At 48.6% G+C, this 12,171-nt stretch carries 7 protein-coding genes; 4 read left to right on the top strand and 3 right to left on the bottom strand.

Annotated elements, in window-relative coordinates:
• Nucleotides 1–34 precede the first annotated feature (34 nt).
• Together IT393_01610 and IT393_01615 are read left to right on the top strand one after the other, a co-directional pair.
• Complete coding sequence (locus IT393_01610; protein MCC7201346.1) at nucleotides 35–1,426, top strand: MFS transporter; 1,392 nt, start codon at nucleotides 35–37, stop codon at nucleotides 1,424–1,426.
• A gap of 13 nt (nucleotides 1,427–1,439) precedes the next feature.
• On the top strand, nucleotides 1,440–2,609 hold the full coding sequence (locus tag IT393_01615) for a PQQ-dependent sugar dehydrogenase (GenBank protein ID MCC7201347.1): 1,170 nt from the start codon (nucleotides 1,440–1,442) through the stop codon (nucleotides 2,607–2,609).
• Nucleotides 2,610–2,830: 221 nt separating this feature from the next.
• On the opposite strand, the gene IT393_01620 is transcribed toward IT393_01615, so the two are convergent.
• The 3 genes from IT393_01620 to IT393_01630 all read right to left on the bottom strand — a co-directional run bounded on the left by IT393_01620 (nucleotide 2,831) and on the right by IT393_01630 (nucleotide 6,620).
• Nucleotides 2,831–3,523 (bottom strand): ABC transporter permease, encoded by a 693-nt coding sequence (locus tag IT393_01620; protein MCC7201348.1) that lies wholly within the window; start codon nucleotides 3,521–3,523, stop codon nucleotides 2,831–2,833.
• 583 nt (nucleotides 3,524–4,106) lie between these two features.
• Complete coding sequence (locus IT393_01625; GenBank protein ID MCC7201349.1) at nucleotides 4,107–5,030, bottom strand: ABC transporter permease subunit; 924 nt, start codon at nucleotides 5,028–5,030, stop codon at nucleotides 4,107–4,109.
• 3 nt (nucleotides 5,031–5,033) lie between these two features.
• On the bottom strand, nucleotides 5,034–6,620 hold the full coding sequence (locus IT393_01630) for a peptide ABC transporter substrate-binding protein (GenBank protein MCC7201350.1): 1,587 nt from the start codon (nucleotides 6,618–6,620) through the stop codon (nucleotides 5,034–5,036).
• A gap of 422 nt (nucleotides 6,621–7,042) precedes the next feature.
• Between IT393_01630 and IT393_01635 the strand changes: the two genes are divergently transcribed.
• Both IT393_01635 and IT393_01640 read left to right on the top strand, forming a co-directional pair.
• Nucleotides 7,043–9,805 (top strand): Ig-like domain-containing protein, encoded by a 2,763-nt coding sequence (locus IT393_01635; protein ID MCC7201351.1) that lies wholly within the window; start codon nucleotides 7,043–7,045, stop codon nucleotides 9,803–9,805.
• Between the two features lie 19 nt (nucleotides 9,806–9,824).
• Nucleotides 9,825–12,171: fibronectin type III domain-containing protein (locus IT393_01640; protein ID MCC7201352.1), on the top strand; the 2,347-nt coding region annotated here is incomplete at its 3' end.

Here is a 12,171-nt window from a genome sequence, read left to right on the forward strand (position 1 = left end):
TGTAGAAGTAAGGTTTCAGGTGGAATAGGGGGATATGATGAGTGGTAGCAATTTCAGTCGCATGACAGCCGGCGAAAGGCGTGCGGTAATGTCGCTGTCAGTGATTTTTGCAATGCGCATGATGGGGTTGTTTATGATATACCCTGTATTTTCGGTCTATGCAGAACGTCTGCATGGAGTAACTCCGCTTACCATCGGCATTGCCCTTGGTGGTTACGGGCTTAGCCAGGCAATTTTCCAGATCCCATTTGGAATGCTGTCCGATCGTATCGGAAGAAAACCCGTTATAACAGCCGGACTTTTTATATTTGCGCTTGGCAGTGCGATTGCTGCGATGTCTGATTCCATTTATGGCGTTATTATAGGCCGCATACTGCAGGGGACAGGCGCAGTGGGATCCACAATCCTTGCCATGATAGCCGATCTTACGAGGGAGGAGCATCGCACGAAGGCCATGGCCGTGCTCGGCATGACAATAGGTACTTCATTTGCATTGGCGCTGGTGCTTGGCCCTGTGCTTAACGGCTGGATCGGGGTGCATGGCATTTTCTGGCTGACAGGGGGATTGGCCCTGACAGGTGAAGTAGTCCTGATAGCCATTGTTCCAAAGCCGTCGAGGGTACGGTTGCATCGTGATGCAGAGCCTGTTCCGGCGCTTTTCCGGAAGGTGTTGACTGATGGTCAGTTGTTAAGACTGGATTTTGGTGTGCTGTCACTCCATGCAATACTCACTGCGAGCTTTGTAGCCCTGCCTATTGCACTCACGGATGCCGCTGGCCTGGATGTCAGGCATCAATGGTATCTCTATTTGCCGGTACTTGTCGCAGCCGTGATAATCATGGTGCCGTTCATTATCCTTGCGGAGAAACATCACAAGATAAAACCTGTATTTCTCGGCGCCATCCTTGCATTGTGTTTGGCAGAACTGATGTTGGTGGAGTGGCATTCCAGCCTGGCCGGTTTGACAGCAGCGTTGATCCTGTTTTTCACTGCATTTACCCTCATGGAGGCAAGTCTGCCTTCACTTATTTCCAAGGTTGTGCCGCCTGATTCCAAAGGGACGGCCATGGGGGTTTATTCAAGTTCGCAATTCTTTGGTATCTTTATTGGCGGTACGACCGGCGGCTGGTTATACGGACATTTTGGGCTTGAGGGAGTATTTGGCTTTGCAGTGCTTTTGGCTTTATTATGGTTTTTCATTGCTTCTACAATGAAGAAGCCGCGCTTCCTGACCAGTTATTTGCTTAATGTCGGCCGGATTGATGAATCCCAGGCGGAATATCTTGTCGGACGGTTACTCAGCATAAGGGGCGTTGCTGAGGCTGTGGTGGTTGCCGGGGACGGAATAGCCTACCTGAAGGTGGACAGTAAGAACCTCGACGAGGATGCACTGTCAGCATTTTCAGTGGAGTCCGGCGTTGCATAAATATGAGAGCGGTATGATCAGACGTGCGTTTGTATTAATTTCTCTGGCCTGGATTATGATCGTTGCATCAATAGGGTGCAGCGGTGCAAGCGGGAAGGCGCCTGCCTCAGCCGTTCTAAAAACAATAGCAACAGGTCTCGATTTTCCCCTTTATCTTGCCTCAGCCCCTCATGATAATAACCGTCTGTTTGTCGTTGAAAAAGGTGGCGTCATCCGTATTATAAAAAATGGAACTCTGCTGAAGTCTCCTTTCCTGGATATCCGTAGTCTTGTTTCAAGAGGGAGTGAACAAGGTCTGCTTGGGTTTGCCTTTGATCCGGACTATAAAAAAAACGGCCGCTTTTATGTAAGCTATACAGACACGGCCGGCAATTCCAGTATTGTGCGCTATCTTGTCTCAGGTAACCCTGATATTGCACAACCTGCTGCAGACAGGTTTCTTTTAAAGATTGACCAGCCCTATGCCAACCATAATGGCGGAGATATTGCCTTTGGACCTGACGGCCATCTCTATATCGGGATGGGTGACGGGGGCTCAGGGAATGACCCTTATGGAAATGGTCAGGACCTGACTGATCTGTTGGGATCTTTGCTGAGGATAGATGTCAGATCTCCGGAAGGGTACACGATTCCACCGGATAATCCTTTTACCGGCAGGTCCTCAGTGAGGCCGGAGTTGTGGGACTACGGACTGCGGAACCCGTGGCGCTTCAGCTTTGACCGCTGGACAGGGGATCTGTACATTGCCGATGTAGGGCAGAATGTCCGTGAGGAGATTAATGTAGCTCCTGCTGCAAAAGGCCGTGGAAAGGGGCTTAACTACGGCTGGAATATAATGGAGGGGACCATTTGTACGCCGGGTGTAAACAGAAACTGTGATAAGACCGGCCTTGTGCTGCCTGTGCTTGACTATGACCACAGGGGTGGGAATTGCTCAGTAACAGGAGGCTATGTCTATCGCGGTTTAACCATTCCTGAAATTCAGGGGACATATTTCTATGCTGACTACTGTGCAGGATGGGTGAGGAGCTTTAAATACAGTAATGGGATGGCCACAGATCAGAAGGAATGGGATTCACTCAGTCCCGGCGGCAACATTACTTCTTTTGGCGAAGACAGCAATGGTGAGCTCTACATTATCACGTCTCAGGGCGGTATCTACCGCATTGCACCTAAGGAATAGAAAAGGGGACAAATTTATTTTTCAGCTTCACTCGAAAATACTCCTAAGTACCCGTCATTCCCACGGAACCTGTCCCCGCAGGATTTAAGCGGGGAGTGGGAATCCAGAATCTGGCCCCGGTCTGGATTCCCGCTTACGCGGGAATGACGTTTTCATGACCATTTGTGAGCCTGAGGCTTATGACTGTTCAGCTGCAAGATGAATCTGTCCCCTTTTTCTTATTACTTTGACTCCAGCCTGTCGTGCAGGGCATCCCCGAGTATGTTGCATGCGAGGACTGTGATGAAGATTGTGATGCCTGGAAAGATCATCAGGTGCGGATAGAACCTGATAGCTGTCCAGCCGTCATTGGCAAGGACGCCCCAACTGCTGAAGGGTGGTTCAAGGCCGATTCCCACGAAGCTCAGTGTAGATTCAGACAGGATGGCTGCCGGTATCCTGAAGGTCATGGTTACTATGAGTAAACCACTCAGCCCCGGCAGGATGTGGCGGAATATGATCCTGCGCCTGTTTGCCCCAACTGCCCTGGCGGCCTCGATGTATGATAATTCCTTTATCCTGAGGACCTCGCCCCTCACGAGCCTTGCTACGCTTACCCAGCTTACGAGACTCAGTGCAATAAATATTCCCCAGAAACCTCTGCCGATTATAACTGTAATGAGTATGATCAGCAGCAAATCAGGAATGGCATAAAGTACGTCAACAATACGCATCAGCATCTGGTCTGTCAAGCCGCCCTTGTATCCTGATATGGCCCCGTAAACAGTGCCGGCAGTGAGGGCAACGAGTGATGTCAGGAAGCCAATGGAAAGGGATACACGGCCGCCGTATATTAATCTGCTGAAAAGGTCCCTGCCGAGGTTGTCCGTGCCAAGCAAGTGCTGAGTGCCTGGAGACTGAAGGATTGATGACATATCCTGCAGGTCGTATGGATAGGGGGCGAGCCATGGGGCTAGGACAGCCGCCAGTGCGGATATAATGAGTCCAGCTAAGGCTATTCCTGTTGATAGTTTCACTCGAAAATACTCCTAAGTACCCGTCATTCCCACGCAACCTGTTCCCGCAAGATTTTTCACCCGTCATTCCCACGCAAGTGGGAATCCAGAATCATGCCCCGGTCTGGATTCCCGCTTACGCGGGAATGACGTTTTCATGAACCATGGTTAGCCTGAGGCTCATGATGATTCACCTGAAAATGCTCCTATTCACCCGTCATTTCCACGGAACCTGTCCCCGCAGGATTTAAGCGGGGAGTGGGAATCCAGAATCATGCCCCGGTCTGGATTCCCGCTTACGCGGGAATGACGTTTTCATGACCATTTGTGAGCCCTGAGCTGCGAGCGTGTCGAACAGTCGAAGGGCTCATGATGGTTCACCTGAAAATGCTCCTATTCACCCGTCATTCCCACGGAACCTGTCCCCGCAGGATTTAAGCGGGGAGTGGGAATCCAGAATCAGGCCTCAGTCTGGATTCCCGGTTACGCAGGAGTGACGTTTTCATGAACCTTTTACCCTCGGATCAAGCAGAGGGTACAGGATGTCCACTGTTAAATTAGCCAGCACGATTATAACGGCATAGACTATGGTTACACCCATTATAAGCGGATAGTCCCTGTTTATCACTGCGGTTACAAAGTATTTTCCCATACCAGGAATGGAGAATATATACTCGATTACGAATGATCCGGTTATCAGGCCTGCGAGAAGAGGTCCTGAAAATGTTACTATTGGTGTTATTGCATTTTTCAATGCATGTTTAAATAAGATTTTTCTTACAGGTAATCCCATTGCACAGCATGTGCGAAGATAATCCTCTCTGAGTATGCTGAGGAAGGTCGCCCGCATGACCCTTGCCATGTATGCCGCAGGTGCTGCTGCGAGGGACAAGGCAGGGAGTATTGTGTACTGCCAGCCTTCCCAAAGGGCAGGCGGTAAGATGCGAAATGTATGTGAGAGTATGAGGACCAATAAGACCGCAAGTACAAAATTAGGTATGGAGACTCCGGCGATGGCGAACGTCATGCTTGTCTTGTCTATCCAGATATTTTGCTCTTTGGATATGGCAGAGACAATGCCGGCGCTGACACCTGTCAGCAGTGATGTGATAAAGGCGATGAGGCCTAATTCCATTGATGCCGGAAATGTATCGGATATTATTTCGCTGACATCCCTGCCAGGATATTTATATGATGGGCCGAGGTCGCCTTTCAGCAGATTTGCCAGGTACAGCAGGTATTGTGCTGATAATGGTTTGTCGAGGTGATACTTCTGCTCGATGTTTGCCTTAATCTCAGGCGGTAATTGTTTTTCCTCATCTAACGGGCCGCCAGGGACTATGTGCATGATGATGAATGTGACCGTGGCTACAGCCCATAACACAGGGATGCCCCAAAAGAGCCGTTTAAAGATAAATTTCACCATACCCTATTTCTCAAGCGAGACTTCCTTTAAGTGAATAATATCCATGGCATTAGGTTTGAATCCTTTGACGTATGGTTTTACCAGCATATTTTGTACATTCTGAAACAGCGTCATTATCGGCACGTCTTCTACTGTCAAAATCTCCTGTGCCCTGTCATAGAGTTTCATGCGCTTCTCCGGATTTGCTTCCACAACCGCTGCCTCTACCAATCTATCATATTCCCTGTTTTTCCAGTGAGTGCGATTATTGCCGCTGTTTGATGTGAAGAGGTTCATGAAGTTGTCAGGATCAGGATAGTCTGCCCCCCAGCCGAGGCGAAAGACAGGGGGGGTGTTGGTTTCCAGTGTTTTTAGAAATACCTTCCACTCCTGATTATCAAGCCTGATGTCTATGTTCAGGTTTTTCTTCCACTGAGCCTGAAGGTTTTGCGCAATTAGCAGGTTCTCAGGGTTTGTACTGAAGACAGCTGTGACAGCGGGGAAACCTTTTCCATCAGGATAACCGGCCTCCCTGAGTAAGGCCAGCGCCCTGTCGCGATCAAAGTTGAGGCCTATAGATGGATTGTATGCCGGCATGCCATTGGGAATCCATGATGTTGCAGGCAACTCGCCTCCCTTCAGGATTTCCGGAAATGCCCTGCGGTCAACAGACATTGAGAATGCCTGCCGTATCCGTCTGTCATTAAATGGCGGCTTTTCCACATTGAATCCATAGTAGTATCCGCGCAACAAAGGATGCCGGATGTATTCAATGTGACCTTTATAAGATGAGATTGCAAGCGGTGGCAGGGAAACCATATCGAGGCCGCCGGTTTCATAAAGGGTTAATGCAGTAGTCCCCTCACCTATTACATAAAAACGAACTGCATCGAGCTGTGGTCTGTCCCCGAAGTAGGCCTTGTTTGCAGTCAGGGTAAGACTGTATTCATGCCTCCATTCACTGAGGGTAAAGGGGCCGTTAGTAACGATATTACCGGGCTCAGTCCATCTGTCACCATATTTTTCTATGATGTCTTGCCTGACAGGAAAGGTTGCAGTGAATGCTGTTAAACTGGGGAAATAGACAACCGGCCGTTTCAGTCTTACCTGTAATGTCGAATCATTTATGGCTTTTATCCCCACAAGAGATGGGTTTCTTACCTGTCCGCTGTTATATTCATAGGCATTGGCAATGTCATACAGAAAATATGCATATTGTGATGCTGTCGCAGGATTTAACAGCCGCTTCCAACCGTACTCAAAATCATGGGCTGTGACTTTCTTCCCATCGCTCCAGTAAACAGTATCACGCAGTACGAATGTGTATGTTTGTCCATCACCTGAAATTGTCCAGCCCCTGGCTACGGCAGGTACTGGCTTGAGTCCCTGGTCAAACTGTGTAAGGCCTTCCATTATGTTCTCTATAATGCGAATGGAGATACTGTCGGTTGCCAGATTCCAGTCAAGGGTAGGGGGTTCTGAGGATACTGACATTCTAAAAACATTGGTGTCCTTGTCCCTGTGGTCTGACCTGCAGGAAGATGTCCAGACCACCATTAATAGAAAGGACAAAAACATAACATATGGTTTATTTGTATATTTAAAGACCATTTGTAGAACAGTCATTATACCTTATAAAATTCATGCCTAAAAGTCTTAATTGTGTATCAATACTATACAATTTGAAATTATCAATATATTCATATAGTTACAACTTCTGCTGGAAATGACATTTAAAACTGTTTATTTTTACCACAAACGACTGGCCATTCAAAATCTTCAGAGATGTCACAATATGCCACTAAATGTATGATATTAGCATCTTATCCTAACAATATGTTGGGTTTTTTTCTCTGGAATTAGATTGGCACGCCTATTGCTGAATATACCATGAAGGTCAGTTTGTATATTTGTTGTCAACCGGAGAGAATGGAGCCTGTATGAGATACTAAATCTAATTTGAGGAAGGACCTCATTACAACATGTATCTAAACATCTTAGACCTGGATAAATCAGCATATCACGTATGGAACGTGATCAGAGGCATCCAGAGACGAGTATCTGCAAAACAAGGTTTATCTCACTGGTTATTGGCCATCCTGTTGCTTGTTACCTCTATGAACGAGGTGCATGCAGCAAAGGTTCAGGTTACTGACCCAGGCCATAACTCCGGTATACTATCACCTGAAATACCCCAGCCGCCACGGCCTCCTTTCGACCTTTCAGGGATAATTGACAAGGCCGAACATTTCATTCAGAAAGACCAGCACGACTCTGACCGCTATTGGGTTGAAGATCCTTCTTACCTGGCCGAGTTCACCCCTGATGCTATTACTTATTACCAGTACAGGGATAAAGAGGGCGCCAGGAAGAAAGATGCCATTCAATTCAGGTTATTGGCTGTGGGGTCAGCGAATCAACTTATCTCCGTAAGCAGACCATCTCTCATGACTACTGACGAAAACATAGTGACTTATCTCAGGACTCCGGCGATTAAGGAGACTTATGAGGTCCGAAGGGATGGGGTTGAACAAAACTGGGTCATAGAACGGCCTCTTACCGATAAACCTGAAGACATAATAATCAAAGGGATGCTTTCTACAGGATTATATGCCAGGCCAAATAATAAGGGAGGCATAGACTTTTTTGACAAGGATGGTGACTATGTATCCACCTACAGTAATGTTACTGTTTTAGACAAGACAGGCAGGAGTATTACACTATCACCTGATTACGAAGATTCCAGACTGACCATAACAGTCCCTGCCAAGTGGCTGGAAGGTGCAACTTATCCGGTTGTTGTTGACCCTGTGCTTGGCGCTGACATCCGTGTTGACACCCTGGCCACAGTAGACAACTATCCTGATGTTGCCTTTGACGGGACAAATTATCTGGTTGTCTGGCAGTCAGGGACGCCAAATGCAACAGGTACGGGCACGACTGCAATCAGAGGGGCGAGGGTGAGCAGCAGTGGAACAGTGCTCGATGTAACCGCACTGACAATTGGGGATACAGCCAGCAGGGATGATGAATTTCCATCCGTAGCCTATGACAGTGTCAATTCACGATATATCATCGTGTGGATGATGTGGAATGACACTACCGCACCTGTTACGTCGGCTAATATTTATCGAAATACTGTCACGACGGCTGGTGTAGTTGGAACATCAACTTCTATCCTTACCGGTACCAACAGGATCCTGGCATATCCGAGGGTGGCCTGCTGCGATCTTAATAACAATTACTATGTGGTATACGGGCGTAACAGCGCCACCGGGGCAACGAGCTTCAATGCCTATTATGGGCAAACTTATAACAGAAACACACATACTGCTGCGACGGTCTCCAATCCAACAGCGACAGTAAGCAGCGGTACCATAACCCCTAATGCTGAACCAAGGTCAATACCGAGGCTCTATTCGCTTTCCACAACAAAATATCTCCTTGCATGGGAGACATTCGGGGTTGATACAAATGGTGACATCTCTGCAAACCTCCTTACTGCTACCTCAACACCGACTTATACATGGGGTACACAGGTCTCAGTCGCCGCAACAGCGGGTACGGCAGAGCGCTACCCTATGGCAGGCTATGACGGCGCAAACGCATTCATTGTCTACCAGAGCGGGCTTACAACAGCAGCAGATGTTTACGGACGTTTTGTGACGCCAGGGGCAACAAGCCTCACACTCGGCGCTACTGTAACGATTTCCAGCGTGGCCGGAAGCGGGCAGGCTTATCCGGCTGTAGCATATACTGACGGTACGTGCTCTGCCACACAGATCAGCCGTTATATGGTTGTATGGCAGGACTACCGCAACAATGCGACTTATCCGGATATTTATGCCTCACCTATGAATACGGCAGGGACGGTTGAGACGGCAGTGGCGGTCTCAACCAATACCACTTATGTTAAAGAGCGTCCTGTAATTGCGGCAGACAGCGGGAATTGCGGTTACATGACTGCATGGAGTGATCAAAGAAATGGGACAGGCAATGCAGATATTTATGCAAACCGTATAGGGTATCCAAACATCAGCAATCTGAGCCCTTCGAGCGGTATGGTTGGCGCAACGATCTCTGTTAATGGTCTTAACTTCGGCAGTGATCCCGGAGCCGGGAATCGTAGCACGACAGCAAACAACCTAAAGATAAATGGCAATCAGGTTTCTGATGCCAATATTACATCATGGTCAAACACGTCAGTCAGTTTCACGATACCTGCCGGGACTACGGCCGGCACCTATCCGGTAACAGCAACTGCCGGAAGCTGGGTGAGTAATCCGGTTAACCTGACAGCCCAGAACCCTGCCCTTCAGGTAACAACGAGTTCCCTTCCTAATGGTTATCAATGGCTCAGCTATGGTTCAAATGTCTCTGCTACGGGTGGAACTGCTCCCTATACATGGAGTATAGTTTCCGGAAGCCTGCCTTCCGGAGTGACTCTGGATAGCGGTACGGGTCTGATTTCAGGTACACCGGCGACTTTTGCTACTTTTAACTTTACAGTAAGGGTGACGGATTCAACAACACCTGCACCTCAGACTGCGGATAAACCACTCTCCATATTGATTTATGAACTTTCAACTATTACAGTTACACCTGCAAATCCTGCCATATTGCAGGGGCAAAACGTCCAATTTACAGCTACAGGGACCTATGCCGATATGACAACATCAAATATTACCAGCACAGTCACCTGGGGTACTACAAACCCAGGCGTTGCAACGGTGAATTCAACAGGATTGGCAACAGGAACAGGATTGGGTGCAGTTACAATTACAGCAACCAAATAGGATGGTTTTAAAATGAGGTTTGGATAAAAAGTTTAATATCATGTTGCGAAAAAAGTCATTTTCTGGGGTATTAAAGACGGGAACGGCTGCAGCAGCCTATTCTATTACATGGGCGGCTATATTACTGTCTTTAATCCAGGGCTTTCTTGTTTATCCATCAAGTTCATGGGCTGTTACAGGCAGCACTACCCTTACTGTGGTGCCGGCAGCGCCTACAACCTTGGCGGCCGTTGATACCCCTTCCGACAATGGTAAAGCCATAAACCTCTCCTGGACCCCCTCTGTAACTACCGGGGTGACTGAGCAGAGGGTCTACCGTGGCACAACAACCGGCGGTCCGTATGGCGCCCTTGTAACGACAATCGCCAATAACACGACTTCTTCTTATACGGACATTACCGGGCTTACCAATGGTACGACCTATTATTATGTTGTCAGGGCTTTTGGAGGCGGACAGGAGTCGGGGAATTCGAATGAGGCAAGTGCAGTGCCTGTGGACAATGTAGCGCCTGCTGCTCCTGCAGTCCTGAGTGCGGCGGATGTGGCCGGTGACAATGGTGGTGCTATAGTACTTAACTGGACTGTATCCACATCTACTGATGTAACGCAACAGCGCATATACCGCGGCACTGTGACTGGAGGTCCGTATGGGACGCTTGTAACCACAATAAGCAACAACACGATATCAACATATACGGACAACTCCGGACTTACGAATGGTACTACATATTACTATGTTATCAGGTCCTATGATGGTACGCAGGAATCGGTAAATTCCAATGAATCAAGTGCGATTCCTATTAATAATCCGCCTAATCCACCATCAGGCGTCAGTGCCTCTGATGTAACCGGGGACAATGGTGGAGCGATAGCGCTTACCTGGACGGTGTCAGCATCAACTGATGTAACGCAACAGCGCATTTACAGAGCTACTGTTTCCGGTGGTCCGTACGGGACGCTTGTTACAACGATCAGCAACAACACGACGTCAACTTATACAGACAACACCGGACTTACCAATGGCACTACTTACTACTATGTAATACGCACATATGATGGCACCCAGGAGTCAGTAAATTCCAACGAGGGAGGCGCGGCGCCTGTTGACAACACGGCGCCCAATGCACCTGCAGGCTTATCAGCGGCAGATGTGGCCGGAGACAATGGTGGTGCGATAGTCCTTACCTGGACTGTATCAGCATCAACTGATGTGACGCAGCAGCGGATATACCGTGGTACGACAGCAGGAGGTCCGTATCCGACGCTTGTTACAACGATTGCCAATAACACGACTGCAACCTACACAGAAAACACAGGGCTTACGAATGGTACTACATATTATTATGTTATAAGGGCCTATGACGGCACACAAGAGTCAGGAAACTCCAATCAGGGTAGTGCAGCGCCGATTGATAATCCACCTAATCCGCCCACTGGTGTCAGTGCGGCTGATGTAGCGGGAGACAACGGTGGTGCGATAGCGCTTAACTGGACAGTGTCTGCATCAACTGATGTGACGCAGCAGAGGATATACCGCGGTACGGTGTCAGGCGGCCCGTACGGGACACTGGTAACCACAATAAGCAACAACACGACATCAACTTACAGTGACAATACCGGCCTTACGAATGGGACTACTTACTACTATGTAATACGCACATATGACGGCACCCAGGAGTCAGGAAATTCCAATCAGGGGAGTGCTGCGCCTGTGGATAACACGGCTCCGAATGCGCCTGCAGCCCTGAGTGCAGCAGATGTGGCAGGAGACAATGGTGGTGCGATAGTCCTTAACTGGACAGTATCAACATCAACTGATGTGACACAGCAGCGGATATACCGTGGTTCGACAGCAGGAGGCCCGTATCCGACGCTTGTTACAACGTTATCCAATAACACGACTGCGACCTATACAGACAACACAGGGCTTACGAATGGGACTACATATTATTATGTTATAAGGGCCTATGATGGCACCCAGGAGTCAGTAAATTCCAATCAGGGTAGTGCGTCGCCTGTGGACAACATAGCGCCGAATGCGCCTGCTGCGTTATCAGCAGCGGATGTGGCCGGTGATAACGGCGGTGCGATAGTCCTTAACTGGACTGTGTCTGCGTCAACTGATGTAACGCAGCAACGGATATACCGTGGTACAGTGTCAGGCGGTCCGTACGGGACGCTTGTTACAACGATCAGCAACAATACGACATCAACATACACAGACAACACCGGACTTACGAATGGAACTACTTACTACTATGTAATCAGGGCCTATGACGGGACCCAGGAGTCAGGAAACTCCAATCAGGGTAGTGCGGCGCCTGTGGACAACACGGCGCCCAATGCACCTGCAGGCTTATCAGCAG

The sequence above is a fragment of the Nitrospirota bacterium genome, assembly GCA_020851375.1.
In the GTDB taxonomy this organism is placed as follows: domain Bacteria; phylum Nitrospirota; class 9FT-COMBO-42-15; order HDB-SIOI813; family HDB-SIOI813; genus RBG-16-43-11.

Bases quoted from the DNA above. Each gene is read 5' to 3' on its own strand.
- IT393_01610 (MCC7201346.1), top strand. From the start codon at position 35: ATGATGAGTGGTAGCAATTTCAGTCGCATGACAGCCGGCGAAAGGCGT.
- IT393_01615 (MCC7201347.1), top strand. From the start codon at position 1,440: ATGATCAGACGTGCGTTTGTATTAATTTCTCTGGCCTGGATTATGATC.
- IT393_01620 (MCC7201348.1), bottom strand. From the start codon at position 3,523: ATGTCATCAATCCTTCAGTCTCCAGGCACTCAGCACTTGCTTGGCACG.
- IT393_01625 (MCC7201349.1), bottom strand. From the start codon at position 5,030: ATGGTGAAATTTATCTTTAAACGGCTCTTTTGGGGCATCCCTGTGTTA.
- IT393_01630 (MCC7201350.1), bottom strand. From the start codon at position 6,620: ATGGTCTTTAAATATACAAATAAACCATATGTTATGTTTTTGTCCTTT.